Source organism: Acinetobacter sp. YH12137 (genome assembly GCF_013418535.1).
Lineage (GTDB): Bacteria > Pseudomonadota > Gammaproteobacteria > Pseudomonadales > Moraxellaceae > Acinetobacter.
Map to the genome: position 1 here is coordinate 46,192 of NZ_VPBW01000014.1, position 26,875 is coordinate 73,066.

The 26,875-nt window shown below is 43.6% G+C and carries 30 protein-coding genes and 1 pseudogene; 12 read left to right on the forward strand and 19 right to left on the reverse strand.

Translation table 11 applies throughout. The annotated features are described in order from the left end of the window. The first annotated feature begins 77 nt into the window (after nt 1-77). Nucleotides 78-809, forward strand: a complete 732-nt coding sequence (gene aat, locus FTU72_RS09060) for a leucyl/phenylalanyl-tRNA--protein transferase (RefSeq protein ID WP_034704429.1) — start codon at nt 78-80, stop codon at nt 807-809. Between the two features lie 21 nt (nt 810-830). Continuing rightward, on the forward strand, nt 831-1,646 hold the full coding sequence (locus FTU72_RS09065; protein ID WP_005234302.1) for an arginyltransferase: 816 nt from the start codon (nt 831-833) through the stop codon (nt 1,644-1,646). A gap of 27 nt (nt 1,647-1,673) precedes the next feature. On the opposite strand, the gene rimI is transcribed toward FTU72_RS09065, so the two are convergent. From rimI to FTU72_RS09100, 7 genes and pseudogenes are all read right to left on the reverse strand, one after another. Beyond that, complete coding sequence (rimI, locus tag FTU72_RS09070; protein WP_180002414.1) at nt 1,674-2,132, reverse strand: ribosomal protein S18-alanine N-acetyltransferase; 459 nt, start codon at nt 2,130-2,132, stop codon at nt 1,674-1,676. 113 nt (nt 2,133-2,245) lie between these two features. Then, nucleotides 2,246-3,071, reverse strand: a pseudogene (locus tag FTU72_RS09075) (metal-dependent hydrolase). 234 nt (nt 3,072-3,305) lie between these two features. Beyond that, nucleotides 3,306-4,496: an elongation factor Tu gene (gene tuf / locus FTU72_RS09080; protein WP_166139643.1), complete on the reverse strand. Its 1,191-nt coding sequence runs from the start codon at nt 4,494-4,496 to the stop codon at nt 3,306-3,308. 94 nt (nt 4,497-4,590) lie between these two features. Continuing rightward, nucleotides 4,591-6,726: an elongation factor G gene (fusA, locus tag FTU72_RS09085; protein ID WP_159123545.1), complete on the reverse strand. Its 2,136-nt coding sequence runs from the start codon at nt 6,724-6,726 to the stop codon at nt 4,591-4,593. A 131-nt stretch (nt 6,727-6,857) separates the two neighbouring features. Then, the gene (rpsG, locus tag FTU72_RS09090) at nt 6,858-7,328 is read right to left on the reverse strand and encodes a 30S ribosomal protein S7 (RefSeq protein WP_004783282.1); all 471 of its coding nucleotides are present in this window, start codon (nt 7,326-7,328) and stop codon (nt 6,858-6,860) included. 180 nt (nt 7,329-7,508) lie between these two features. Beyond that, nucleotides 7,509-7,883, reverse strand: coding sequence for a 30S ribosomal protein S12 (rpsL, locus tag FTU72_RS09095; protein WP_004783283.1), 375 nt, complete (start codon nt 7,881-7,883; stop codon nt 7,509-7,511). A 155-nt stretch (nt 7,884-8,038) separates the two neighbouring features. Continuing rightward, the gene (locus tag FTU72_RS09100; protein ID WP_180052733.1) at nt 8,039-9,541 is read right to left on the reverse strand and encodes an EcsC family protein; all 1,503 of its coding nucleotides are present in this window, start codon (nt 9,539-9,541) and stop codon (nt 8,039-8,041) included. Between the two features lie 275 nt (nt 9,542-9,816). Here FTU72_RS09100 and FTU72_RS09105 point away from each other — a divergent pair, with 275 nt between their 5' ends. Both FTU72_RS09105 and FTU72_RS09110 read left to right on the forward strand, forming a co-directional pair. Then, nucleotides 9,817-11,046: a beta-ketoacyl synthase N-terminal-like domain-containing protein gene (locus FTU72_RS09105; protein ID WP_005234293.1), complete on the forward strand. Its 1,230-nt coding sequence runs from the start codon at nt 9,817-9,819 to the stop codon at nt 11,044-11,046. A 23-nt stretch (nt 11,047-11,069) separates the two neighbouring features. Further along, nucleotides 11,070-11,522 carry a CopD family protein gene (locus FTU72_RS09110; RefSeq protein WP_004783286.1) on the forward strand — a complete coding sequence of 151 codons (453 nt, stop codon included), beginning with the start codon at nt 11,070-11,072 and terminating at the stop codon, nt 11,520-11,522. 54 nt (nt 11,523-11,576) lie between these two features. On the opposite strand, the gene FTU72_RS09115 is transcribed toward FTU72_RS09110, so the two are convergent. The 4 genes from FTU72_RS09115 to FTU72_RS09130 form a co-directional block, all read right to left on the reverse strand. Beyond that, nucleotides 11,577-13,016, reverse strand: coding sequence for an amino acid permease (locus FTU72_RS09115; protein ID WP_180052734.1), 1,440 nt, complete (start codon nt 13,014-13,016; stop codon nt 11,577-11,579). Between the two features lie 152 nt (nt 13,017-13,168). Continuing rightward, nucleotides 13,169-13,531: a RidA family protein gene (locus FTU72_RS09120; protein ID WP_034701622.1), complete on the reverse strand. Its 363-nt coding sequence runs from the start codon at nt 13,529-13,531 to the stop codon at nt 13,169-13,171. Between the two features lie 38 nt (nt 13,532-13,569). Continuing rightward, the gene (alr, locus tag FTU72_RS09125; protein WP_180052735.1) at nt 13,570-14,682 is read right to left on the reverse strand and encodes an alanine racemase; all 1,113 of its coding nucleotides are present in this window, start codon (nt 14,680-14,682) and stop codon (nt 13,570-13,572) included. Between the two features lie 35 nt (nt 14,683-14,717). Next, a complete protein-coding gene (locus FTU72_RS09130; protein WP_034701616.1) occupies nt 14,718-15,977 on the reverse strand; it encodes a D-amino acid dehydrogenase in 1,260 nt (419 codons plus the stop codon). Nucleotides 15,978-16,117: 140 nt separating this feature from the next. On the opposite strand from FTU72_RS09130, the gene FTU72_RS09135 reads away from it, so the two are divergent. Beyond that, a complete protein-coding gene (locus FTU72_RS09135; protein ID WP_004783295.1) occupies nt 16,118-16,585 on the forward strand; it encodes an Lrp/AsnC ligand binding domain-containing protein in 468 nt (155 codons plus the stop codon). A gap of 125 nt (nt 16,586-16,710) precedes the next feature. On the opposite strand, the gene lysM is transcribed toward FTU72_RS09135, so the two are convergent. From lysM to FTU72_RS09165, 6 genes are all read right to left on the reverse strand, one after another. Beyond that, a complete protein-coding gene (lysM, locus tag FTU72_RS09140; RefSeq protein ID WP_004783297.1) occupies nt 16,711-17,220 on the reverse strand; it encodes a peptidoglycan-binding protein LysM in 510 nt (169 codons plus the stop codon). 182 nt (nt 17,221-17,402) lie between these two features. Further along, a complete protein-coding gene (acpP, locus tag FTU72_RS09145; RefSeq protein WP_004783299.1) occupies nt 17,403-17,639 on the reverse strand; it encodes an acyl carrier protein in 237 nt (78 codons plus the stop codon). Between the two features lie 86 nt (nt 17,640-17,725). Continuing rightward, nucleotides 17,726-18,460, reverse strand: a complete 735-nt coding sequence (gene fabG / locus FTU72_RS09150) for a 3-oxoacyl-ACP reductase FabG (protein WP_159123542.1) — start codon at nt 18,458-18,460, stop codon at nt 17,726-17,728. Then, nucleotides 18,457-19,443 carry an ACP S-malonyltransferase gene (fabD, locus tag FTU72_RS09155; RefSeq protein ID WP_125278771.1) on the reverse strand — a complete coding sequence of 329 codons (987 nt, stop codon included), beginning with the start codon at nt 19,441-19,443 and terminating at the stop codon, nt 18,457-18,459. Before fabD ends, fabG begins: the two co-directional genes overlap by 4 nt. A 246-nt stretch (nt 19,444-19,689) precedes the next feature. Then, nucleotides 19,690-19,872 carry a 50S ribosomal protein L32 gene (gene rpmF, locus FTU72_RS09160; RefSeq protein ID WP_004783304.1) on the reverse strand — a complete coding sequence of 61 codons (183 nt, stop codon included), beginning with the start codon at nt 19,870-19,872 and terminating at the stop codon, nt 19,690-19,692. Between the two features lie 77 nt (nt 19,873-19,949). Next, entirely contained in the window at nt 19,950-20,507 is a 558-nt protein-coding gene (locus FTU72_RS09165; RefSeq protein ID WP_179992875.1) for a DUF177 domain-containing protein, read from the reverse strand. Nucleotides 20,508-20,606: 99 nt separating this feature from the next. Here FTU72_RS09165 and FTU72_RS09170 point away from each other — a divergent pair, with 99 nt between their 5' ends. The 3 genes from FTU72_RS09170 (at nt 20,607) to FTU72_RS09180 (ending at nt 22,282) form a co-directional block, all read left to right on the forward strand. Continuing rightward, nucleotides 20,607-21,269 carry an elongation factor P hydroxylase gene (locus FTU72_RS09170; RefSeq protein WP_125278772.1) on the forward strand — a complete coding sequence of 221 codons (663 nt, stop codon included), beginning with the start codon at nt 20,607-20,609 and terminating at the stop codon, nt 21,267-21,269. A gap of 84 nt (nt 21,270-21,353) precedes the next feature. Next, complete coding sequence (locus FTU72_RS09175; protein WP_004783309.1) at nt 21,354-21,971, forward strand: L-threonylcarbamoyladenylate synthase; 618 nt, start codon at nt 21,354-21,356, stop codon at nt 21,969-21,971. A 38-nt stretch (nt 21,972-22,009) separates the two neighbouring features. Beyond that, a complete protein-coding gene (locus tag FTU72_RS09180) occupies nt 22,010-22,282 on the forward strand; it encodes a hypothetical protein (RefSeq protein WP_125278773.1) in 273 nt (90 codons plus the stop codon). Between the two features lie 26 nt (nt 22,283-22,308). Here FTU72_RS09180 and FTU72_RS09185 read toward each other — a convergent pair whose 3' ends face one another. Then, the gene (locus FTU72_RS09185; protein ID WP_180052736.1) at nt 22,309-22,872 is read right to left on the reverse strand and encodes a hypothetical protein; all 564 of its coding nucleotides are present in this window, start codon (nt 22,870-22,872) and stop codon (nt 22,309-22,311) included. A 449-nt stretch (nt 22,873-23,321) separates the two neighbouring features. On the opposite strand from FTU72_RS09185, the gene FTU72_RS09190 reads away from it, so the two are divergent. The 4 genes from FTU72_RS09190 to FTU72_RS09205 are packed head-to-tail and all read left to right on the forward strand — an operon-like array spanning nt 23,322 to nt 26,369. Further along, nucleotides 23,322-24,116: a ScpA family protein gene (locus tag FTU72_RS09190; RefSeq protein WP_180052737.1), complete on the forward strand. Its 795-nt coding sequence runs from the start codon at nt 23,322-23,324 to the stop codon at nt 24,114-24,116. Next, nucleotides 24,113-24,703, forward strand: coding sequence for an SMC-Scp complex subunit ScpB (gene scpB / locus FTU72_RS09195; protein WP_180052738.1), 591 nt, complete (start codon nt 24,113-24,115; stop codon nt 24,701-24,703). The genes FTU72_RS09190 and scpB overlap by 4 nt, the downstream gene beginning before the upstream one ends. 42 nt (nt 24,704-24,745) lie before the next feature. After that, nucleotides 24,746-25,789, forward strand: coding sequence for a 23S rRNA pseudouridine(2605) synthase RluB (gene rluB, locus FTU72_RS09200; RefSeq protein WP_004783318.1), 1,044 nt, complete (start codon nt 24,746-24,748; stop codon nt 25,787-25,789). Between the two features lie 55 nt (nt 25,790-25,844). Then, the gene (locus FTU72_RS09205) at nt 25,845-26,369 is read left to right on the forward strand and encodes a hypothetical protein (RefSeq protein ID WP_180052739.1); all 525 of its coding nucleotides are present in this window, start codon (nt 25,845-25,847) and stop codon (nt 26,367-26,369) included. A gap of 32 nt (nt 26,370-26,401) precedes the next feature. On the opposite strand, the gene FTU72_RS09210 is transcribed toward FTU72_RS09205, so the two are convergent. Next, a partial coding sequence (locus FTU72_RS09210) for a transposase (protein WP_180052740.1) occupies nt 26,402-26,875 on the reverse strand: 474 nt, incomplete at its 5' end.

Here is a 26,875-nt window from a genome sequence, read left to right on the forward strand (position 1 = left end):
AAAATAAAAAGACCGTCCATCATGGGCGGTTTTTTTATGTATGATAAAAACAGTCTATTTCAAGATCAGGGTTCTGCATGCATCTTCTTCCTCCTTCACAGTACATTTTCCCCAATCCTGAAGAAGCAGATCTTGAGGGTGAAGGCCTGATTTGTATCGGTGCAGACCTCTCCCCTTCTACTTTGTATGAGGCCTATACCCATGGTCTCTTCCCCTGGTTTTCTGAAGGTGATCCGATCTGCTGGTGGAGTCCGGAACCACGCTGTATTATTCGGCCAGAAGATTATCATCCAAGTAAATCCCTGCTTCGAAGCATGAAAAAACAGGATTATAAAATTACGGTGAATCATGCTTTTGAAAGAGTCATCCGTTCCTGCTCATTGCCTCGCGCTTATGCAGATGAGACCTGGATTAGTGAAGAGATCATTCAAGGTTATTGCGACCTGTTTAATGCGGGTTATGGTTATAGTATTGAGGTTTGGGATGAAGATCGCCTAGTAGGTGGACTCTATGGGGTGACTATCGGCAAGGGCTGTTTCGGTGAATCCATGTTTAGTACCCAAACCGATGTTTCTAAAATGGCTTTCTATGCCCTGATGCTGATTGGCAGAGAAAATCAGCTGCCCTGGATTGACTGTCAATTGGTGAATGATCACTTGATGAGTCTAGGTGCCTGTACAATTTCTCGCCATACATATCTTAAATCGTTACAAGATGTGATAAAACAGCCTGCGATCAATTGGAAAAAGTATCAAGACGGTGTATTTTCAAGTAAAACAATAGCGCAGTCTGCGCGATTAAGTGAATGAAAATAACAGAGGGCACTTGTTATGAACTCTTATCAACCACAGTCCCTACTGAACGATTTACAGTATTATATTACGCCGCCGCATGACTGTAGCTATCTGCCCAACAAGTCCGCGCGCATGGTTTTTCTTGATCCAGCGCACCGTATTGATGTAGTGACGCTGTCCGAGCTTTCTCGTACCGGTTTCCGTCGTAGTGGTGATTTTGTCTATCGGCCTGAATGCCACCTGTGCCGTCAATGTTTATCTTCACGTATTCCTGTTCATGAATTCCAAATGAACAGCTCGCAAAAAAAAGCCTGGAAACGTAATCAGGATTTGACGGTTAAAATTACCCATCCTGAACAGGCCACAGATATACATTACGCCCTCTATGAACGTTATATTAATGAACGTCATGCAGATGGTGATATGTATCCACCTAGCCGTGACCAGTTCGAAAAGTTTTTACTGCAAAGCTGTACCGATAGTTTCTTTCTGGAATTATGGAAAGATGACCGTCTCATCAGTGTATCGACTTGTGACCTGCTCGATGATGGCGTTTCAGCGGTGTATACTTTCTTTGATCCTGATGAGAACCGCCGTTCCCTTGGTGCCTTTGCGATTCTGAAACAGATTGAGCACACTCAAAAACTTGGCTTACAGTTTGTTTATCTGGGCTACTGGGTGCCACATTCAGCCAAAATGAACTACAAGTCTCAATACCTGCCACTTGAATTATTGATTGACGGGCAATGGCGCCGATTAAACCGCACCCTTACCCCTGTGGAGATTGAACATCTGGGAAACTCCTTGATGACGACCTTGCCTAGCGGATGGAATAATCCCATCATCAAGTAATTTAGTCGTCAAATAAGAGCTGGAATATTATTTAAACAGGCTGGCAAAATCATCAGTACAGGACTTCACCATAATAATGGCATGTTCCCGAGTGCCATTCGAATTCGGATAATAGTTCTTGCGCAGATCAATCTGATGAAAACCGGTTTTTTCATACAGTTTAATTGCAGCAGTATTGCTTTCCCGTACTTCCAGAAAGATTTGTACTGGACTATTTTTCAATAATGCAATTGAGGCATCTAGCAACTGATAACCTAAACCTTTGCCCTGTTGCGCAGGATCAATTGCCATCAGTAATAAATTGGCTTCATCCAACACCGGCTGTAAAATGCAGAACCCTACGACTTGCCCTGCTTGTTCAATCACAGTGCTTTGATAGGCAGTAACAGCATCTTCAAATTGTTTAAAGGTCCAGGGATGGGATTGTACTTTGGTTTCAATCTTGGCAACGGCTGGTACATCCGCAGCTTGCATCAAACGAATCATCTTCGTTCATCTTATCTAGAATTAACCTCCGCATTATAGAAACTTTATTTAAAAAATCGAGCAAAAAAAAGAGCAACTTAGGTTGCTCTTCAGTCTTTTAATCTAGTTTTAAATTAAAGGCCCAGTTTTTGTTTCCAGCTTTGTAATAAGCTATGGGTGTCATGATCATTTGGATGAAAACCAGGTTTAAAGTACATCAGCATTTCTTTACCCATACCGGTAATAATTCCTTTAGATGGGCTATAACCATAAGTATAGATTTCTTTTAAAGCTCCAAGACTTAACTGACGGTCTTCTTTCAATAAACGCAATACGAAGTAGATAAGATTTTAAACCTTTACCGAAAACACCTTCGAATACATCATAGGCCACGGCCTTATGTTCATTCTCTTCAATTGCATGCCAGAGCCACATGGTTTTCATGGTGTCATCTTTCATCAGTTCCTGAATATGCTGATTGGTCAGTAACTGAGATGCAATGGTCGCAGTAAAATGTTCTAGTGCAGTCGTCGCAGTGAGGTCGACCATTTCCTGGGTAATACCAACTGGCTTACCGACTGCCGCAAAGATTTTGCGTGCAGTTTGAATGACTCGGTCAGTATAATGATCTAGCGTATCAACGTCATGGCCATGGCGTTGCGCTGAAGCATTAAAACCAACATGTTCCTGGGTATGCATGGCTTCCTGACCAATAAAGGCAGAAATTTCTTTTTGCAATGCTTCATTGTCCTTAATTGCTGGATGCTGACGTACAGCGCGAACAGAATCAATAAAGAATTTTTCGCCTGCCGGGAATAATGCAGAAAGTGCAGTCATAAAGTGAGTCAGTCCTGCTGAACCATTCATCCAGTATTCTGACACCTGATCAAAATCAAAACTCATACGACGTACCGGAAAACTTGCGCCTGCACGATTGGTAATTTTCACTTGAGCATTCATACACTTACTCCCATCAGTTCTATATAGAGCTGAAATCTAATTATTAAAATTCTTATAGTTATATTACTGCGTTGAATTTTTCACATAAGGGCAGATAAGGTCAGTGAAATATCACTTAAGGACAGCTTGTAAATATATTGTTAGACAATTTAAATATGCTTGAAAATGAGTAGGTTGAATTTACAGATATAAAAAAAGCGTCCCAAAGGGACGCTTTTTTCACACAATCAGCGATTATGCAGTTACTTTAGCAACTACACCAGCACCAACTGTACGACCACCCTCACGGATCGCAAAACGTAGACCTGGGTCCATTGCGATTGGGTGAATTAGTTCTACTGACATTTCTACGTTGTCACCAGGCATAACCATTTCAACGCCTTCTTTCAAAGAAATCGCGCCAGTTACGTCAGTTGTACGGAAGTAGAACTGTGGACGGTAACCATTCAGGAATGGAGTGTGACGACCACCTTCGTCTTTAGAAAGTACGTATACTTCTGCATCGAATTTAGTGTGCGGTTTGATAGAACCTGGTTTAGCAAGTACTTGACCACGTTGTACGTCTTCACGTTTAGTACCACGAAGCAAGATACCACAGTTCTCACCAGCACGGCCTTCGTCAAGAAGTTTACGGAACATTTCAACGCCAGTTACAGTAGTCTTAACTGTGTCTTTGATACCCACGATTTCAACTTCTTCACCAACTTTGATGATACCAGTTTCAACACGGCCAGTTACAACTGTACCACGGCCAGAAATTGAGAATACGTCTTCGATTGGCATCAGGAATGCTTGGTCGATTGCACGTTCTGGTTCTGGGATGTAAGAGTCAAGAGCTTCAACAAGCGCAACTACTGCTGGCTCGCCGTATTGGCTGTCATCACCATTAAGTGCAAGAAGAGCAGAACCACGGATTACAGGAGTATCATCACCTGGGAAGTCGTAAGTAGAAAGAAGTTCACGAACTTCCATTTCAACCAGTTCAAGAAGTTCTTCGTCGTCTACAAGGTCGCATTTGTTCAAGAATACAACGATGTAAGGTACACCTACCTGACGAGAAAGCAGGATGTGTTCACGAGTTTGTGGCATTGGACCGTCAGTCGCAGCACATACAAGGATCGCACCGTCCATCTGAGCAGCACCAGTAATCATGTTTTTAACATAATCGGCGTGGCCCGGGCAGTCTACGTGAGCATAGTGACGAGTTGGAGAATCGTATTCTACGTGTGAAGTATTAATTGTAATACCACGTGCTTTTTCTTCTGGTGCAGAGTCGATTGCAGCGTAGTCTTTCGCTTCACCACCGAATTTTTTAGCACATACAGTTGCAATCGCAGCTGTTAAAGTTGTTTTACCATGGTCAACGTGACCGATTGTGCCCACGTTAACGTGTGGCTTATTACGTTCAAACTTAGCCTTAGCCATGTTCATCTTCCTTTGTAGATTACTCATGCAGTAAACCTGCATGAGTATTAGATTTTAACTATAAATTTAGTTAGGCAATATAGTAATCGAAAGATTACTCGTCGTCACCTTTTTTGCCGCCAGCTTGGAACTTAGCAATGATGCCTTCAGCCACGTTACGTGGAGTTTCAGCATATTTAGCAAATTCCATAGAGTAAGTCGCACGACCTTGAGACATAGAACGCATGTGAGTTGCGTAACCAAACATCTCAGAAAGTGGAACTTCAGCACGGATTGCTTTAGTACCGCCAGGAAGATCGTCCATACCTTGAACCATACCACGACGACGGTTTAAGTCACCCATGATATCGCCCATGTAGTCTTCTGGAGTTTCTACTTCAACTTTCATGATTGGTTCAAGAAGAACAGGATCTGCTTTCATGAAACCGTCACGGAAGGCATAAGAACCCGCCATTTTGAACGATAATTCGTCAGAGTCGACATCATGGTAAGAACCGTCGAACAATGTCGCTTTGATGCCAACTACTGGGTAACCAGCAAGGACACCATTCTTCATACGTTCTTGGATACCTTTGTCAACCGCACCGAAGAATTCTTTCGGTACTACACCGCCGACAACTTCTTCAGCGAACTCGTAGTCTTTACCAGATTCAGGGTCCATTGGCTCAAGACGTACGTATACGTGACCAAATTTACCTTTACCACCTGTTTGACGAACGAATTTACCTTCTTGTTCAACAGATTTTTTGATCGTTTCACGGTAAGCAACCATTGGTTTACCAATGTTTGCTTCAACGTTGAACTCACGTTTCATACGGTCAACGATGATGTCAAGGTGAAGCTCACCCATACCAGCAATAATTGTTTGACCAGATTCTTCGTCAGTACGTACGCGGAACGATGGATCTTCTTTCGCCAAACGACCTAAAGCAACTGACATTTTTTCTTGGTCAGCTTTAGTTTTAGGCTCAACTGCAAGTGCAATTACTGGCTCTGGGAATTCCATACGCTCTAGTGTAATTACGTGGTTTTCATCACATAATGTATCACCAGTCGTTGTATCTTTAAGACCTACACATGCCGCGATGTCGCCCGCACGAATTTCTTCGATGTCATGACGGTCATTTGCGTGCATCTGTACGATACGGCCGATACGCTCACGTTTCATTTTCACTGGGTTATAAACCGGGCTACCCGCTTTAAGAACACCAGAGTAAACACGTACGAACGTTAAGTTACCAACGAATTTGTCGTTCATGATTTTGAACGCTAACGCAGCAAACGGTGCATCATCAGACGCTTCACGAGAACCTTCAGTTTCGTCTTTGTCGTCTAAGATACCTTTGATTGCTTCAACGTCAGTCGGCGCTGGAAGGAATTCAATTACTGCGTCCAACATACGTTGAACACCTTTGTTTTTGAACGCCGAACCACACATCATCGGTTGAATTTCGTTTGCAAGCGTACGCGTACGTAAACCAGCTACGATTTCTTCTTTCGTCAAATCACCTTCTTCAAGGTATTTGTCCATAAGCTCTTCAGATGCTTCCGCAGCTGCTTCAACCATGTTTGTACGCCATTCATTAGCAGTATCAACTAGGTCAGCTGGGATGTCGCCATATTCGAACTTCATACCTTGAGATGCTTCATCCCAGATAATCGCTTTCATTTCGATAAGGTCAACAACACCTTGGAAGTTTTCTTCAGCACCGATTGGAACAACGATTGGCACTGGGTTAGCACCCAAGCGAGTTTTCATTTGTTCAACCGCACGGAAGAAGTTCGCACCAGTACGGTCCATTTTGTTAACGAACGCAATACGTGGAACTTTATATTTGTTCGCTTGACGCCATACAGTTTCAGACTGAGGTTGTACACCACCTACAGCACAGTAAACCATACACGCACCGTCAAGAACACGCATAGAACGCTCAACTTCGATTGTGAAGTCAACGTGTCCTGGGGTGTCAATAACGTTAATACGGTGTTGTTCGAACTGGTTGCCCATACCTTTCCAGAAGCATGTTACAGCTGCTGAAGTAATGGTAATACCACGTTCTTGCTCTTGTTCCATCCAGTCCGTAGTTGCCGAACCTTCGTGAGTTTCACCTAGTTTGTGGCTCTCACCTGTGTAGAACAAAATACGTTCAGAAGTCGTTGTTTTACCAGCGTCAATGTGCGCTGAGATACCAATGTTACGGTAACGAGAAATTGGGGTTTGACGAGCCATGATTTCTTGCATTCCTAAATTTTGTTGTTTAAAACAGGACGCTTTAAGCTGCTGGGCAGCTTAAAGCGATTCGATGACAAAACAGCGAAAACTGGCTCATCATCCTCCTGAATAGGGGCTGTTTTAACCGCTTAGAAGCGATAGTGAGAGAAGGCTTTGTTGGCTTCAGCCATACGGTGCACATCTTCACGTTTTTTAACCGCTGCGCCTTTACCTTCAGCTGCATCAAGCAACTCACCAGCAAGACGTAAAGCCATAGTTTTTTCAGAACGCTTAGCAGCAGCATCTACTAACCAACGCATAGCCAAGGCAGTACGACGGGATGGGCGCACTTCCATAGGTACCTGGTATGTAGCACCACCAACACGGCGTGCTTTTACTTCGACCATAGGACGAACTTTTTCAAGAGTAGTCTCGAAAAATTCAACTGGGTCTACTTTAGATTTTTCTTGAACGCGGTCTAAAGCACCGTAAACGATACTTTCAGCAATAGATTTTTTACCATCTTGCATTACGTGGTTCATGAATTTAGCGATTGTTTGGCTGCTGAACTTAGGATCCGGAAGGATTTCACGAGCAGCGACTACGCGACGTCTTGGCATTTTAAAACTACCTATAAATATGACACTTCAGGTTAATCCAGCAGTAGCACAAAGTGTCGTGTGCATTCGCTGGCCTTACTACACGTCGCTTGAATTTTCACAAAATTAAATGCAGAAATCAGACAAGCGAGACGATAAAGGATTGCAGTTCTAGCGAACTAAGAACTTAATCTCGAAAGATTATTTCTTAGGACGTTTAGTACCGTATTTAGAACGAGCTTGGTTACGATCTTTAACACCAGCACAGTCTAAAGAACCACGAACGGTATGGTAACGTACACCTGGTAAGTCTTTAACACGACCACCACGGATAAGAACAACACTGTGCTCTTGTAGGTTATGGCCTTCACCACCGATGTAGCTTGATACTTCAAAGCCAGAAGTTAAGCGAACACGGCAAACTTTACGCATTGCTGAGTTAGGTTTTTTAGGTGTAGTTGTGTAAACACGTGTACAAACACCACGACGTTGTGGACAAGCCTTCAACGCAGGAACTTTAGATTTTTCAACTAAAGTCGTACGACCCTTACGGATCAACTGATTTGTTGTTGCCATGTGGCAATTCTCCCGTTAATAAAAAGCCCCAAAAAACTACTACTTTTTGAGGGCATGCAATTGTATGTCAAGATGCAAAATCGGTCAATATGCCGAAGTCAGGCAAAACACGATCGCATCTCGACTTTAAGCGTTTATTTTATGGTGAAAATCATTCATTTTTTCGATTTCGTGGCAGCATTTTTTGTAACATCTTCCGTAGTTTCCTCAGCTTGCGTTTGTTTGTCTGCAGTCTCGGAGTTTTCTGGATTGTTTGTATCCGTCTCTTCTTCAGCGGCTGCCTGTAACATTTCTGTGTCATTTTCCTGCAAGCCGAGCTCTTCTTCTAGGGCTGCATCTGCATCAAAAGAATCTTTTGGAATAGCCGGTTTTTGTTCCTGTCTAGCGTCGGCATGTTCAACCAGTTTATCGGTCAATTCATCCAGACCTTCACTGACCTTTTCATCTTTTTTCACTTCAGCTTCTTCCGGGCTCAAGCTTTCCTGCTCTTTCTTAACCAGTTTGACTTGCTTGATGGTTTGATTGCCTTCAATTGGGATTTCTTTATCCAGAATTGGCTTATCTTTATCAGCGGCTGAATGATCAAGATTTTCCATCAGCTTCGGGGTCGCCTGCTGGAGCAGGTCAACGGCTTTTTCATAGGCAGCATATGGCGACAAACCTAGATCCTGATGCTGCTGCAAATACTGACGAGCATGCGAGAATACTTCTTGAGCTTTCTGGTTCACATCATTCACAAAGCGATGGCTATAGACTGCACCAATCCCTGCACTTGCCAATGGAGTCAGTTTGGTTAGCTGCTCTAATAAAGACAGTTTCGGAAAATGGTTCATCCATTCCCACTTCATGCTGCCATCCTGATTACTGAGCCATTTTTTCAGTGTTTCTATATCATTGCTTGACCCGAGCATGGTCTGTAGCTGGGACAGGTCATGTGTCTTTAAGGTACTGCTCAGCGCTTTAAGCCCCATTAAGAGTGCTTGTTTTTCTGCAATCAGACTGAGATCAATTTGTCTAAAGATATGCTGTACGATTTCCTGATCATCTTCCTTGCTCAGATCAAAACCATAAGAACGTCCTACTTGATAGATGGTACGCAGTGCCATCAATAAAGAAGCCGGAATATCAATCGCAGTTCCCAATACCCCAGTGACGCCACTTACAGCACCTTGTACTGTCGCCATCCATTTATTTTGTTCGGCAAATGCCTGAGAAATGCGTTGTGAACGCGTAGTATCCTGAGTCAGTTCTTCTAGATCCTTCGCCCCTGCTTCATTCAGGATGGCATCAACCGAACTCATCTGGTTGCTGAACTGATTCAGGTGATTATAAAAGTAGTCAGATACTTTGTCGGCCAACTGGGGAGAAACAAAATGCGCGACATTATTCACGGTATTAAAACGACGGCCCAGCAGCTGACGGGAAACATTTGGAAGATGTTCGCGTAGCATGTCTTTAGGATTTTCATATTTTTTTGAAGCAAAAGGGTTTTTGACTTTTGCCGAGCCATCAACAGCATGATCGGTATTGAAGGTTTTAGTCACAGAATCTGGTGCAACATGATTTAACAGTTCCAAACCTGTTGAACTGAACTTTTTCGCCACTCCAAAGGCATTCGAAATCAGACCATTAGATTGTTTATTATTAGCATTTACCATTTTTTACCTCAGCATGCACGTGCTTGTATTTGGTATAAATACTAGGTGTAGTCAGCATTTATCTCAACCTTATTCTGTTTCATTTAGTAAAAGCTCTACACAGTACTTTATAAACTCAACCTACTGTCACACGGCATAACATTTGCCATAAGATTTCAAAAATCTTTCTGCTATGATGTTCTGCATTGTGAAATAGGGGTCAGCGCTATATTTTGCAGTCTTATCAACGCCAAATATCTCCCGCTGCCCCAGAGATAAACTATAAGGATCTGTAGATGAAACGTGTTGTCATCACTGGTATGGGTATTAACTCGTGCATTGGTAATACATTAGAGGATGTGAATCACTCTTTACAAAACGGGATTTCAGGAACACGTTTTAATCCGACTTATGCTGAACTGAATTTCAAGAGCCATGTTAGCGCTGCTGCTGAACAGGATTTTGATGGTATTGACCGTAAGCTGAAACGCTTTATGGGCGTTTGTGCAATGTATGCCTACAACGCCGCTGTGGCTGCCGTTGAGCACGCAGGTTTAAAACAGGAAGATCTGGCGAATAATCCACGTTATGGTATTGCCGGTGGTTCAGGTGGCAACTCGACAGCTTCTGTAGTAGAAATGACAAAATTGCTGGAAGAAAAAGGCGCACGCAAAGTTGGTCCATTCTTCGTACCACGTAACATGTCGAATACCATTACAGCAAACGTCGGTGTGGCATTCAAATTACAAGGGATTGCCCACTCGATTACCAGCGCCTGCGCAACTTCTGCCGATGCCATTGGTTATGCTTATAACCTGATTCAATTAGGCAAACAGGATCTAATGCTTGCCGGTGGTGGCGAAGAAGATCACTGGTCTCAAAGCCTGCTGTTTGATGCGATGGGTGCACTGTGCTCTAAATACAACGACACACCTGAAACAGCTTCTCGTCCATATTCAGCAGACCGTGACGGTTTCGTGATTGCTGGTGGTGGCGGTTTTGTGGTGCTTGAGTCACTGGAACATGCTCAGGCACGTGGCGCGAATATTCTGGCTGAGGTTGTAGCTTATGCAGCCAACTCTGATGGTGCTGACATGGTTGCTCCATCTGGCGAAGGTGCAACACGTTGTATCCTGATGGCTCTAGAAGAAGCCAAACAGCATGGTGTAGATAAAATTGACTATGTGAATACACATGGTACTTCTACCCCAGCAGGTGATGTTACTGAACTTAAAGCTATGGCACGTGCCTTCGGTGAAGGTCAGGTTCCTCCACTCAGCTCGACTAAATCTATGACAGGTCACAGCCTGGGTGCTGCAGGTGTACAGGAAGCGATCTACTCTATCCTGATGATGCAAAATGACTTTATTGCACCAAACATCAATGTGACTGAACTGGATGAAGGCGCAAAACCATTTGATATCGTACTTGAAAAACGTGACGCAAAATTGAATACTGTGATGAGTAACAGTTTCGGTTTCGGCGGCGTAAATGCTTGTCTCGTTTTCAAAAAATGGGAAGGCTAAGCCGCCCATTTTAGGGTGACTTGATGGATGCTCCTTCTGATGCTTTCTTGTGGGTAAAAGCATTACATATTATTGCTGTGGTTTGCTGGTTTGCTGCATTGTTCTATCTGCCACGGCTTTATGTCTACCATGCCATGAGCGAAGATGTCGTAAGTCATCAACGCTTTGAAATTATGGAACGCAAGCTGTATCGCGGGATTATGTGGCCAGCTATGGTCGCCACGCTGATCACAGCACACTTTCTGGTCGATTGGGGTGATGCAACGCGTCATTACCATGAAGCCTTATGGTTCTATCTGAAAGTCGGCTTGGTTGGCTTGCTAGTCATTTACCATTTGGTATGTGGTTATTATCGTAAGAAACTGATGGAAAATGCCCATTACAAGTCACACAAGTTCTGGCGCTTCTTTAATGAAATGCCAACGCTGATTTTATTTGCTGTGGTGATTTTAGTGGTGGTAAAACCTACTTTCTAAAATTCCCTAAAATAAAAAATCCCCGATTGATCGGGGATTTTTTATGTCTGCACTTTATTCTCCGGAGAGAATTTGCTGACGTTTACGAAGACGTGGTTTATACAAAGTATGATAGGTGGTAAACAGAATCACCAACCACAGCGGACTAATCATCAGTGCCTTCATGGTATCTGCTTCCAGACTTAAAATAACTAAGGCAAAGAACAAGAAGATCAACACCAGATAGGACATCCAGATTCCGCCCGGCATCTTGAAGGTCGAAGTGGCATGTTTTTCAGGTTGCTGTTTACGGTAACGGATATAACACACCATAATCAGCCCCCAGATACTGATAAATAGAATCACACAGAGTGAGCTGGCCAGCGTAAAGGCTTCCATCGTGTTCGGTACAAAGTACTGGAAAGCCGCGCCTGCCATAATAAAGGCACAAGAAAATAACAGACCTTTAGCCGGAACTGCGCGACTTGAAAGCTCAGCCAAAGCCTGAGGTGCCTGACCATCACGTACCAGACCAAACAGCATCCGGCTGGTAGAGAACACGCCACTATTCATGGAGGACATCACAGAAGACAGCACCACCAGATTCATGATAATGGCTGATACGGGAATACCCGCATGCAAGAAAAGAGTCACAAAAGGACTTTGATCAGCAGGAATTTCTACCCACGGTGTTACAGACATAATCACTAGCAGAGACAATACATAGAACAGGATGATTCGCGTAGGAATCGCATTCACTGCTTTAGGTAAGTTCTTTTCCGGATCCTTGGTTTCAGCCGCCATCGTACCCAGCAGTTCCACACCTACGAAAGCAAACATCGCAATCTGGAAGCCGCCCAGAAAGCCCATCGTGCCCTTAGGGAACATACCGTCATATGCCCAGACATTGGTCAGGCTGGCAGCCGATCCACTTGGTGCCTGGAAGTCGCTGAAGATCATATATCCGCCAATCGCAATCAGACCCAGAATCGCTAAGATTTTAATCAGAGCGAACCAGAACTCGATTTCACCAAACAGCTTCACGGTCAGCAGGTTAATTCCCAGTACCAGCAATACACAGCCAGCACTGATCATGGCCTGCCCCATGGGTGTAAAGGTCATGTCGGGCGGCAGCCAGAAATTCAGATAATTGATAATTGCCGCTAAGTCAGCAATGCCGACCAGAATCCAGCCCAGCCAGTAAGACCAGCCAATATAATAGCCAGCCCCCGGACCAATCAGGTCATGCGCCATATCAATGAAGGATTTATAGTGCAGATTAGATAACAGGATTTCCCCTAATGCACGCATCAGGAAAAAGAACATGGCTCCAATAATCATGTAGATAAACAAGATTGAAGGCCCTGCCAGTGCAATCGTTTTACCAGAACCCATAAACAGGCCTGTACCAATGGCACCACCAATGGCAATTAACTGCAAATGTCGGTTAGAGAGCTTACGCTGTAATTCATGGGGAGATGATGATGCGTCATTTTTAGAAGAGGCTGTATTCATATTCAGTTCCTTTTTCACATCAGACCCTCGCTTATCTGATCGGATTTCTTCCTGAAATCCTGATTGCAGATGCAGTTTCATTTAATGGATTAAATGATCAGGCCTGATATGCTTACAAAATCAAGTTGGGAGATATAAAAATCTGAAGCAACTTAAGGGAGTGCTGCAATCACTGCAATTTCAATTAACCAGGCGGGATTTACCAGATCCGCCTGAATGGTTGCGCGTGCTGGTGTGCCACATCCCTCGAGCCATTCAATCCAGAGTGCATTGACGGTTTGAAAGTCTTCCAGGTTTTTAACAAAGAGCTGTGCAGATAACAGACGGCTTTTGTCTGTACCTGCCAGTTTAAGGAGTTGATCAATCTTCATGAGCACTTCCCGCGTTTGACCACGAATATCCAGACTGCTGCTGTCTGGCACCTGCCCTGATAAATACACCGTTTTATTGTGAATGGTGACAGCACTCATGACCTGATTGCTGTTCAAACGCTGAATATCTGCATGTTCCGTCATAATTTTATCCTCTCTTATTTCTAGTATTTGTTTAATCTTTAGCTTTCAATCTGTACAGGCACACGTTGGGTGATGGCACACATCAGCTCATAGCCAACCGTACTCGAACCCGCGGCTACTTCATCAATCGGCAATACTGTGCCGTGTATGGATTGTCCCCACAGCACAACTTCGCTACCAATCTGCGCATCAGGTACAGAACCTAGATCAACCGCCAGCATATCCATACTGACGCGACCGACCGTTTGGGTTCGAATCCCATCTACCAAAACTGGTGTTCCAGTTTGTGTGATTCGCTGATAACCATCCGCATAACCACAGGCCACAATTCCAATCTGCATATCCTGCTCAACTATAAAAGTAGAGCCATAACCGATGCTGTCTCCTGCCCGAACCTGCTGAATTGCGATCAGCTCGCTACGCAGACTCATGGTCGGTTTTAAGTTCCAGTGGTCAATCGTTTGGGTAGGATAGTCAGGTGAACTGCCATAAAGCATGATACCGCTACGTACAATGTCTGACTGTATATACTGATGATGACGCAGAATGGCAGCACTATTGCTGAGTGAGGTTTTGCCCGGCAGATTTTGAATGGTTTCGGTAAAGACCAGCTGTTGATGTTCAATACCTTCCTGTCCAAGTCGCATGCCATCCGCATCGGAAAAATGTGTCATATGACTGATGGAGCGTACTTGCTGAATATTTTTTAATTCCTGAAAAGCGACAGGATACTGCTCAGGTAAAAAACCCAGTCGGTTCATTCCGCTATTCATTTTTAAAAAGACATCAAACTGTACGTCTGGTTGTAATTGGACAAAAGTTTTTAACCATTCCAGTTGATGCTGGGCATGAATTGCAAAACTTATCCCGTACTTGGCGCAGTCGAATAAATCTTCAAGGCCAAAAATGCCTTCCAGTAACAATAAGGGTTTGTCACAGCCTAAGGCACGCAAACGCTTTCCTTCAGTAAGATCCAGAAAGGCAAAACCATCAGCACTTTTTAATGCGGGATAAACCCGCTCAATACCGTGCCCATAGGCATCAGCTTTAACCACTGCAAAGACCTGGCTTTGAGGTGCGCAGGAACGTGCAACTTGCAGGTTATGTTGCAATGCCTGTTGATGAATCACCGCGTGTATTGGACGTGGCATAAATTTCTTCCCTGAAACTGATAATCCTTAAAAGCTTAAGCAACCTGCTGATAACGATTCAGCGACAAGCCTTCAGTACTAATCTCAGGTGCTTGACCCAGTACCAGATCACTGATCAGCTTTCCTGAACCACAGGCCATGGTCCAACCTAGGGTACCGTGTCCAGTATTTAGGAACAGGTTATTAAAGCGTGTTGGTCCAATGATTGGCGTACTATCCGGGGTCATTGGACGTAAGCCGGTCCAGAAACTGGCCTGCGCCATATCGCCGCCCGGGAACAGGTCACGAGTGACCATTTCCAAGGTTGCGCGACGATCTTCATTCAGACCCAAATTAAAGCCTGTCAGCTCTGCCATACCACCGACACGGATGCGCTGATCAAAACGAGTCAATGCAATCTTGTAAGTTTCATCCAGCACAGTCGATTGCGGTGCATGAGTCTGATCCACAATTGGAATGGTCAATGAATAACCTTTAACCGGATACACCGGCAGATCCAGGTGTAACGGCTTCAGGAAATCACGGGAATAGCTACCGAAAGCCAGCACATATTTATCTGCGGTCAATACCTGACCGTTGACCAGCACACCTTTAATCTGGTCACCTTCAAACAGCAGTTTTTCAACATGCTGGTTAAACTTGAACTGTACGCCCATGCCTTTGGCATAATTGGCCAGCGCATTGGTGAACAGGTAGCAATCACCAGTTTCATCATTTGGCAGATGCAAACCACCTACCAGTTTATCTTTAGCTTCTGCCAGTGCCGGTTCAACTTTGGCTAGCTGTTCACGATCCAGCAATTCAAAATCCACGCCGGTTTCTTTCAGCACTTCGATATCACGTTGCACTGCATCGAGCTGTGCTTCCTTACGAAAAATCTGCAAGGTTCCTTTAGAACGGTTTTCATAAGAAATGCCGATATCACGACGTAGATTACGTAAACAGTCACGGCTATATTCAGCGACCCGCACCATACGTTCTTTATTCACTGCATAATGCTGGGCATTACAGTTTTTCAGCATCTGGGCCATCCACTGTAACTGCCACAGACTACCATCAACATTAATCGCCAATGGTGCATGATGCTGGAACATCCATTTCACTGCTTTAAATGGAATGCCAGGTGCTGCCCACGGTGTCGAATAACCAGGAGAAATCTGGCCTGCATTACCAAAACTGGTTTCTTCAGCTGGACCTGCCTGACGGTCAAGGACAGTCACTTCTGCTCCCTGCTGCGCAAGATAGTAGGCACTTGTTACACCAATGACACCACCACCTAATACAATTACGCGCATGACATTACCCTCAATGATGTTTATAGTTTATTTCACCAGTATATTTTTGGATCAATAGTGAATTTCACTGTTTTAAACTGATATATTCAGCAAATTCACTAGATTTTTCGCGTCATTTTTAAAAATTAAGGGAATAATAGATGCGTAAATTAGACCGCATTGATCGCATGATTTTAGATATCCTGCAGCGCGATGGACGCATTGCAATCAGTGAACTTGCCTCCCGAGTCAACCTCTCCACCACACCTTGTTCCGAGCGGGTCAAGCGACTGGAACGGGATGGGATCATCATGGGTTACCATGCCCGGCTCAATCCGGAAAAGCTGGAAAAGAACTTACTAGTATTTCTGGAAATCAAACTTTCTGCCAAATCGGGCGATGTATTTGAACAGGTCGCGCGTGACTTAAGTGAAATTCCTGAAGTGCTGGAATGTCATCTGATCTCGGGAGATTTTGATTACCTGGTGAAAGCACGCCTAAAGGAAATGAGTGCTTACCGGCGTCTGCTTGGGGATTTATTAAAAAAGCTCCCCTCTTCTGCTTCCTCACATAGTTATGTGGTGATGGAAGAAGTAAAGGAAAGTTCATATCTGGATGTAGGAATCTAATTCTGACCCGAGTTCAAGTGGTAGACACAACAAAACCCCATAAGGGGCTTTGTTGTGAACCGTTTATCTGAATTAGATAAGTTTAAAATAAAATTTTATTAATTTATATTGATGATTATCTAAAACTAGGCAGGAATACGTAGTACCTGACCCGGGAAAATATCATCCGCATTTTTCAGTAAAGGGCGATTTGCCTCGAAAATCTTGTTGTACTGGTTGGCATCACCATAAAATTCTTTCGAAATTTTAGATAAGGTATCACCCGATTTAACCGTATAGAACTTACTTTCAGGTTCCGGATTCGCTACAGTCAGCTGGTCATCCACTTTAGCGACATGATCAACATTTCCTACCGCTAAAATAATCTTTTCACGATCCGCCTGACTTTGTACCTGTCCGCGTACGGTTGCCAGATCTGAGGTTGAGTTATAGCTGATCGACAATCCTGTAATTGGCAGTCCTAGGCTTTTAACATGGCCTAATAATTTGTTCGCTATTTCCTGTGCAGAAGGTTCAGCCGATGCTGCCTTAGGTGCAGCGGCAGGTGCCTGTTGAGTTGCTGCCGGTGTTTGTTGTGGCTCCGCAGCTGCAGTGTTCTTTTTACCAATGCCTTTTACAAAATCAAAAAGACCCATAGTGGACTCCATTCTTGTTATTCATCAGATCATTCTTATTTGTACAAGGAAAGCAGCAGATACAAAGTTAGTCATTGGTAAGCAAAAGGTTATCGATTGTAAAATCACCCTATTTCTATTCTACAGGCACAAAAAAACCACCTTGCGGTGGTCTTTAGGTTCAGCAAAGCTGAAAATCAGTATTAACCAAGTTTTTTAGTAACATAGTCAATAGCAGATTGAACAGTTGTGATTTCGTTAGAATCTTCATCAGGAATAGTGATGTCGAAGTCATTTTCGAAAGACATAACAAGTTCAACTAGGTCTAGAGAGTCAGCACCTAAGTCATCCATGAAAGATGCTTCGTTTTTAATCTCTTCGACTTTAATACCAAGTTGTTCTGCAACCGCTTGTTTAACGCGTTGTTCGATATCGCTCACAGGAATTCTCCTCATTGCTTGTGGCGTTTTTAATGCCGTTAGTTTAATTGAATCTATAAAATTTGGAAAGTTAATACATGTGCCGTTTAGCTCATGTATAAACCACCATTAACGTGAATGACTGTACCTGTAATGTAACTGGCTTTGTCCGATGCCAGGAAACTTACGGCATTCGCGATATCTTGTGGATCACCTAAACGGTTTAAAGCCACTTGATCACTCATTTTCTTGCGAATTTCTTCACTTAACTGTTCAGTCATTTCAGTCGCGATAAAGCCTGGTGCAACAGCATTGACAGTAATCTGACGACTACCCATTTCTTTAGCCAGACTGCGACCAAATGCCTCAATACCTGCTTTTGCTGCAGAGTAGTTTGCCTGACCTGGGTTAGCAAAATGCGCCACCACAGAACTGATATTAATGATACGGCCGAAACGTGCCTTAGTCATACCTTTCAGCACACGTTTAGATAAACGATAAACGGCTTTCAGATGAATGTTTAAAATATCATCCCAGTCGTCTTCCGACATACGCAATAACAGATTGTCTTTGGTAATACCGGCATTATTCACCAGTACCAGCACAGGACCATAGTTTTGCTCAATATCGCTGACCAGTGCATCAATCGCAGCACCATCACGTACATCTAAAACTTTACCGGCACCATGTTCAGCAAATTGTACGTTAAGTTTCTCTGCACCCGCTTCAGAAGTTGCAGTACCTACGACAAAATAACCGTCTTGAATTAATTGTTGTGCAATTGCAGCACCAATGCCGCGGCTTGCACCTGTCACCAAGGCAACTTTACGTTCCTGTGTCATGCAATTTTCCCTTCTGCCACCAATACGGTGTTAAGCGCATCTTCCAGACGAGATTGAGTATCTAATGGAAGTGCTTTTTCGATATTTGGTAAACGTTTTGCCATATTGGCCAGTACATTACCTGGGCCACATTCTACAATGTACTCAACGCCTTCATCTTGAAGGAATTGTAGTGTTTTAGTCCATTGTACTGACTCATACAGCTGCTCAGTCAAAGCCTGACGAAGCTCACTCACGTCCGCAGCTGCTTTTGCGCCTACATTTTGTAATACAGGTATGCGTGGCATCTCAATGGCAGTTTGTTCCAAAGCTGTTGCGAACTGCTCAGCGGCAGGTTTCATCAGTGAACAGTGTGAAGGCACTGAAACTGGCAGTGCAATCGCCTTGCCGCCATTTTCTTTGGCCAGTGCCATCACGGCTTCTACACGTTCTTTATTACCGGCAACTACGACTTGACCCTGAGCATTATAGTTGGCTGCTTCAACTGAACCTTCGCCCGCTGCTGTTGCTTGTGCACAAAGCTCGATCACTTTGGCATCATCCAGACCCAGAATCGCTGCCATTGCACCTACGCCTTGAGGTACAGCAGTTTGCATCAACTTACCACGCAGGTTCACCAGCTTGACTGCATCACCCAGACTTAAAGCACCCGCTGCAACTAACGCGCTATATTCACCGAGTGAATGGCCCGCCATATATTTTGGTGCTACCCCACCCAACTCTAACCATACACGCCATAAAGCAATGGATGCTGTTAATAGTACCGGTTGAGTAAATTCGGTTTGATCCAGACCTTCACCCGTCTGTGCAATCTGCCACAGATCAAAACCCACCGCTTCAGATGCTTCAGCAAATGTATTGCGGATACCACTAAACTGTTCTGCAAGTTCAGCGAGCATGCCGACTTTTTGTGAACCCTGGCCTGGGAACACAAATGCAGTTTTAGTTGCTTGAGCTGCTTGTTCGAGTTGTTTAGCAGACATAAATAAAATCCTTTCATTCAAGAGGTGCGAATCTTTTCTTAGACCTAAAAATTGGCCGATCAGATCACCTTACCCATTGTGGAGCGCAATTTAACACGTAATTTTGGCTTGGGTAATTGCCAAATACAACAAAAACCGCGACTTCACATGATGGCCGCAAAACCTGAACATAAAATTAGGCATAAAAAAAGGGAGCTTAACGCTCCCATTTTTTCTACTAAGCTTTAACGCTTAATACATCATCAATTATTCAGCAGATGCTTTAGCGAATAATTGACGACCACGGTAGATACCATCTTTAGATACGTGGTGACGACGATGAGTTTCACCAGTAGTTTGGTCTACAGTTAATGCATTCTCAGTTAAAGCGTCATGTGAACGGCGCATGTCACGGCGAGAGCGACTTTTACGGTTTTGCTGAACGGCCATGATGGCTCCTTACAAATATCGAAAAAATGGATCAGAACAAATTCGATTGTCTTATACGCATGAGTATAACACAAAAATTAGTTAAGTTTACCCTTCAAAGCTGCCAAAACTTCAAACGGATTATCCCGTTTTTCTTCAACAACTTCTTCTGCGGCAGGTTGATGCTTATGCTCACAAACGTCATGCTTAGGAGACAGCGGCATCAACAATAACAATTCATCTTCTATCAGTGCGAGTAAGTCAGCGGTGGCAGGTGCATCATATGAACCCTTCGTCGTTGCTTCACTTTCACCTAAGACGATGAAATCAGCATCCTCATCCAAGCGCTCTATCAGTGACTCATCATCCACAAGAGCTAGATGAAAATCTGAAACGAGTTCGATTTCAACGGTCTCCAGACAACGCTGGCATTCCATTGGAACTTTCGTTTCAACATGACCATCCAACCATGCAATGCGATGATAGGCATCCATTGATAGCTTACAGTCTATGTTAATCAATTGATCATCAATTGATCCAACAGCTTCACGAGCAATACGAACAAAGCGGGATAAAGGCAGTTGACCTGACCATTTAAAGCTCTGTTCAGCCCATTTAAACGGCTCAATCTGTGCCGGAAAGGTATTTGCTGACATAATTAAGGCGGCAATTCTACAAATTCATCAGAACTCTGTCAAAGATTAAGATACAATTTTGTACTTATTTTTAGACAGACCAATAGGGTAATTTCAGTCATGCATCTGTTGCAGCCGCAAACAGAAGTGAATGTTTCATCACTCGTTAGCACACTTTCAACCTCCGATTCTGACAGCTCACTACAGCAAGTGCAACGCTTACCGTGGGCGAATTTATCCTCAGAAGCGGAACAGGTTGATTGGCTCATCTTACACTTTAATCACTGGTTTTCCCACCTAAATGTCACTTTAGTCCGTGGTGAGTTTGAACCGGAGTATTTCCCGGCAACAAAAGATAGCCCTGCCCGGATCCAGTTTGCGCATGGCTTCTTTAATAGTGCCCTGCATGAAATCAGTCACTGGACTATTGCCGGTGATAAGCGCCGTCTGCTACCAGATCTAGGTTATTGGTATGCGCCAGATGGTCGCACCAAGGAACAGCAAGCATTATTTGAGCAGGTCGAAATCAAGCCACAAGCGATTGAATGGATGTTTTCCAAAGCATTTGGCCGTAAGTTCCGTGTGTCCCTGGACAATTTAACCGGCGATGGTGGCGATGGCTCCAGCTTTAAAGATAATGTTTATGCTCAGGTACAACGCTATTTTAGTGGCGAAGCCAAACTGCCGCGTGATGCCAAACGCTTCATTGATTGTATCTGTGTCTGCACCCGTGCGGGCAAAAGTTTACAATCTGATGAATTTCAACGTGAAATGCTTGATTAAATTACACAAATCTACCTGTTTGTCATTGTTACTTTATACAAAGGCATTTCATAATAAGTTTAGGGCAGGTTGGGAGGAATATTTATGCTGCATTTACGTGTACACCCGGATAATCCGCAAGCTCGTCTGATCAGTCAGGCAGTAGAACGTATTCGTGCCGGTGATGTTGTGGTTTATCCGACCGATGCAGCCTATGCGATTGGCTGCCAGATCGGGAATAAACATGCGATGGAGCGAATCGCACAGATTCGTGGTCTAGGACCTAAGCACCAATATGCCATTATCTGCTGTGACTTATCCGATCTTGCGACTTATGCCAAAGTCGACAATGCCGTCTATCGTTTGCTGAAAAATAATACACCTGCTGTGACCACGTTTATTCTTCCGGCAACCAGCGAAGTGCCTAAACGTTTAATGCATCCAAAGAAAAAAACCATTGGTTTGCGTATCCCTACCAATCCTGTGTGTCAGATGCTGCTTCAAGAGCTGGGCGAACCGCTGCTCACTTCAACGCTCATCCTGCCAGACCAGACAGATCCTTTAGATGATCCTTATGACATTGAAATGCAGCTTGGTAAGCGTATTGATGTGTTTATCGACAGTGGACTAGGCACATTAAGTACGACTTCTATTGTGGATTTATCAGGAGATCAGCCTGAAGTGATTCGTCGTGGTGTTGGTGATGTCAGTGCTTTTGAATAAATAAAGCTGCTTCTAATGAAGTCTCAGAAGAAAATAAAATGGATTTGTTTTATATCCTCCTGAACCTGAATGAATTTCCTGCCGATCATCTGATCTATGCTGAATTGCCTTGGACACTGGAATCCAAGGCAATATCTATCGATAAAAATTCCAAGCCAGAATTAAATCTGAATATCAACAATATTGAATACTCATACTTTCTTGAGATCGCGATGGCAAGAAAACTTCTGCAAGTTTATTCAACAAGCAATGTTTGTCTGGCAGCTACCTGCCAACGTATCATCGAATATGTATTGCGAGAGCAGAATTAAAATAACCTTATCACGCATGCCAAGATTTAATAGCTCGCTGCACGCTCCTGAGTAGATGTACTGACCGCTGGTGCAACCGAAGGAACCTGATTATTCAAACTTGGCATTGGGGGTAACGGATCACCTTCTTTATAATGTTTTAACTGCAAGAAGTTTGGACATTCCGACAGTTTTTGCTGATGAGTTGCAAGTTCAGCACCAAACCTGTTTTTGACTGAAATATGAAAAGTGATTTGATCCTCTTCAAGCACATTCAATAACGCAGTCCGGGCTGTGGATTCCATAGTCCTAAAAGAATCAATAGAATTACAGCTCATGGTTTTGACCATTGCAGTAACACCGTCGGGTAAATCTTTGCCCGTATAAAGCGTATTACGCATATAGAAACGAATATGAGGATACTGGTCCAGTACGCTAAAATCCAGTTTCATGGCCTGCATCACTGGTTTGGCCTGCTCGACAAAGCTGGAAAAGCCGCCAGACTTCAGATTGGTACGCATTTCATTTTCAAGCTGCATGAGCTGATATTGAGGATAGCCCCAGAATACCCCTAAGCCGATGACGCCGATTAACACAAGTATGATTGGCATTTTTATAATTAACCTGATCTATGATTGTTATTTATCAATATTTTTTTGGCTATATTAGTTTATTTTTTAGGCGATAGATAACTGTTTTTTCTTATTTTTATCACATATTTCCTGATGAGCTTTAACTCAGTCACTATTTAATAGGTGCTGAGAATCTTTTAAAAATTCTCTATATGAAGTTACAGTTTCTCAGACCACTCAGACTATATTGTATTTAATTTTAGCTAATATGCTGTTTAATATCAGACTTGTATATTTTAACAAATTAAAAAAATAAAATTTCTCCTAAAATAAATATGGTTTTTTTGCTTTTGAATGCATATCTATTTTATTTAACGACAATTTTCCAGTACAATGCCAACTACTAAATTATGTGCTTTTTCTCCTGACAAGAGCTCGGGGAATAAGCCATTTCATGCCTTTGAAAATTCGCGTGGCTTATAATTGTAATGACTCAAATGCCCCATAACGCTATGGAATCTGCTCCAAACATCCGGGTTCTGGATGAATGGCAAAATACGATTCCAGAGGATCTGTATATTCCTCCAGCAGCGTTTGAAATTCTGTTAGAACATTTTGAAGGCCCCCTCGACTTTTTAATCTACCTGATCCAGAAAAATGGTTTTGACCTGTTGCAGGTTGATATCGCGCCGATTGCCTCCCAATATCTGTCCTATATGGATGCGATGAAATCCCTGAATATTGAGCTAACCGCGGATTATATGGTGATGGCTGCTTTACTGGCCGATCTCAAATCCCGTTTATTGCTGCCTAAACCGAAAAGCGTGGCTGCGGTTGAACAGGATCCGAAACAGGATCTGATTGAGCGTCTGGAAAATTATTTACGGATCAAGCAGGCTGCGGAACGTCTGGGTCAGATGACGATTCTGGAACGTGATACCTTTGAGACCAATGTTCACTTAGGCGAGTTTATCCAACCCAATGAAGGCCATAGTGCTGATCTGCTGCGTGATGCCTTGCTTTGCGTCTTTAACCGTCCTGAACCGGTCATTCATCAGGTGCAACAGGAGCCTGTTTTACTGGAAGAACGGATTGCCTATATTGAAAGCTGTCTGGAATCCGGTGAAGTCTTATCTTTTGATAAATTACTCAAGCCAAGTCAGGGACGCATGGGTGTAGTCGTGACCTTTATGGCCGTGTTGGAACTCACCCGCCAGCAAAAAATTCAAATTATTGCCTCAGGTGTTGAGGCACCGCTCGCAATTCAAGGAGCACACGCATGAACACAGACCATAATACCTCCTTGTCTGCGGAAGATAATCTGCATGAAATTCTGATGCAGCTGGAAGCGATTATTTTTGCCAGTGACTCCCCAGTTTCCTTAGCTCGACTGAAAGAAGCATTTCAGGATCGCTATAGCAAGCAGGAGCTGCGCCAGTATTTACAGCAGCTTTCCATGCTGATGCATGGCCGTTCTATTGAACTGGTTGAAACTGTGCAAGGTTACCGTTTTCAAGTGCGTGTAAAATATCGTAATATTATTGCACAGACCTGGCCCGAGCGACCGACACGCCTGTCACCTTCATTACTGGAGATGCTTGCGGTGATTGCTTATCATCAGCCAGTGACCCGAGCTGATATTGAACAAATTCGTGGTGTCACGAATAACAGTCAGATTTTGCGTACGCTGTTTGACTGGAACTGGATTAAAGAATCCGGCTTTCGTGAACTCCCTGGAAGACCTGCGTTGTTAGTGACAACGCCACAATTTTTAAATGCGTTTGGCTTAAATTCTTTAGGCCAATTGCCTCCCCTGCAGGATGCCAAGGAAGCTTTTATGGCGCTCGATGCGAATGCACCGAAGTCATAAATAGGTGAACTGTTGAATAATTATTTCTAAGGTTATGCTGTCATGAGTGAAAAGTTGCAAAAGGTGCTTGCACGTGTTGGTTTGGGTTCTCGCCGTTATATGGAAGAAGTCATTGCCGCAGGTCGTGTGAGTGTGAATGGGCAGATTGCCCAAGTGGGTGAACGAATCGAACCAGGTGATGAGCTTCGCATCGATGGTCGTAAAGTGCAGTTCCAGATCGAAGACGAAATCCGTCGTCGTGTCCTGATTTACTATAAGCCAGAAGGCGAAATCTGTTCACGTAATGATCCTGAACAGCGTCCAACAGTATTTGACAACCTGCCATCAATTCAAGGCGATCGCTGGGTAATGGTCGGCCGTCTGGATATTAACTCGACCGGTCTGTTACTGTTCACAAATGACGGTGAACTGGCAAATCGTTTAATGCACCCATCCAATGAAATCGAACGTGAATATGCGGTTCGTGTCATGGGTGAAGTAACTCCACAACTGAAAAACAACATGCTGAAAGGCGTGGTGCTAGATGATGGTCCTGCGAAGTTTGAATCATTCTCTGAACTGGGTGGTGACGGGATCAACCGTTGGTATCAAGTTGTCGTAAAAGAAGGTCGTAACCGTGAGGTTCGTCGTATCTTTGAATCACAAGGCCTGAAAGTCAGCCGCTTGCTACGTACCCGTTATGGTACCGTGATTCTGCCACGTGAACTTCGTACAGGTCGCTGGATTGAACTGGATAAACAGGATATCGACAACCTGACCAAATCAGTTGAGCTGAAACCGCGTCAAGGTACTGGCTTATTCGGTATGGCGAAACGTCGTAATGAGCGTATGCAGGAAAAACCAATGGCAGCGCGCCGTGGTGGTTACCTGCGTCAGCAACGCCGTGATACCGATGAGCAGCAGCCGCAATACAACAACCGTGAACGTCGCGATGATCAGGGCTTTGGTCGTCGTGAAAACCAGAATGGCACCCAGTTCGCGCGTCGTGACAACCGTGAAGACAACCAGTTTGGTCGCCGCGAAAACCGTGAAGGTAATGCACCACGCGGTTTATATGGTGCGAATAAAGGCTTTAAAAAGTTCTAAGCTTTGAATAAGATAGAGTCACTTCGGTGGCTCTTTTTTTGCAAGAACAATAATAATGACAAACCAATATTATAAACCTATGTCTACTAAGACTAACCGGCTTTACGGCTTCTATATATTGATGCTGATCCATTTTATGCTGGTTCATTACAACATCTGGCAAAGAGCTGATCCAGAGCGCAGCCCTATCCCTTTTAGTGATTTTCATTTTATTCGTGATTTTAGTACGCATCCTTTGCAAGTGCTGGATCTATGGACCTGTATCCTAATCGGTTCCTCCCTCTTATTGGTTCTTGTCATCCATCTTATAAAAACATACCGGGCACTGGTCATTTCTGAGCATAGTATCTACTGGTTTCTCTTTGAGCATCCTTACCGCAAGGTATGTAAATTGAGTGAAGTTCAGCAGCTTGAATATATTGCAATTCCTCCCAATGACCAGCATCAAATGGTATTGCTCCGCTTACATACAGCGGCACAAAACTATGATCTTAATCTCAGTCAATTTAATATGCTAGACCAAAAATTAATATACGAGCAGTTGGCTCAGCGATTTCCTGAAAGTGAATTCCCATCATAAAAAATGCCCAGCAATGTGGTAATGCCAGTCAGTTAAGAAATTGACTGGCATTTTCTTGGGTATTTCAGTGGTTTACCTTTCACAACTCTTGGGCAACTTCTAACCCTCCTCTCAGGCAAAACATACCTCCTAGATTTCTCCAGTAAACTTTCTAGATGTTTGGGTAAATTCCCTGCGGAGTCTAAAGAGTCGAATCTTAATATATTAAGGATGCCGATAGATGCAATATGAAAGCTGATTCTCAAAGGACTGACTTTTGCACGTTGAGCCATATATTTCATTTGTCTTCTTAGAATATTATAAGCAATGAAGACACCCCATAATTCTTGATAAATTAAATCAGGTTGCTTGCTCCTCAAATGCTTACTTTCCTGTAAATCACTTTTGATTTCTCGGTAACACATTTCTATTTCCCAGCGCTGAGCATAAAGCTTTGCTAAGGCTAGCAGTGGATATATCTTTGAATCTATTAATGAAGTGATATAGCGTCTAATTTTTCCTGCCTG